Origin of the sequence: Streptomyces sp. WM6386 (assembly GCF_000972385.1) — a bacterium.
Classification (GTDB): Bacteria; Actinomycetota; Actinomycetes; order Streptomycetales; family Streptomycetaceae; genus Streptomyces.
In genome coordinates this window covers 1-241 of record NZ_JXTE01000850.1, presented here as the reverse complement: position 1 = coordinate 241, position 241 = coordinate 1, and the positions used below count along the sequence as shown (strand labels likewise).

Here is a 241-nt window from a genome sequence, read left to right as displayed (position 1 = left end):
CTTCCCCGAGGTCCTGGAGTACCGGGACCGCGCGGTCGCCCAGCACGGTCTGCGGCTGCATGTCGCCTCCGTACAGGACTACATCGACCGCGGTGTGCTCCGGGAACGTCCTGACGGGACCCGCAACCCGCTCCAGACCCTCCCGCTGACCGAGAGGATCCAGGCGGAGAAGTTCGACGCGGTCTTCGGCGGTGGCCGGCGCGACGAGGAGAAGGCCCGCGCCAAGGAGCGCGTCTTCTCC

General features: G+C 70.1%; 1 protein-coding gene. It reads left to right on the top strand.

Annotation, left to right across the window (positions count from 1 at the left end; genetic code table 11):
* A partial coding sequence (locus tag TN53_RS43925) for a phosphoadenosine phosphosulfate reductase family protein (RefSeq protein WP_046264545.1) occupies nucleotides 1–241 on the top strand: 241 nt, incomplete at both ends.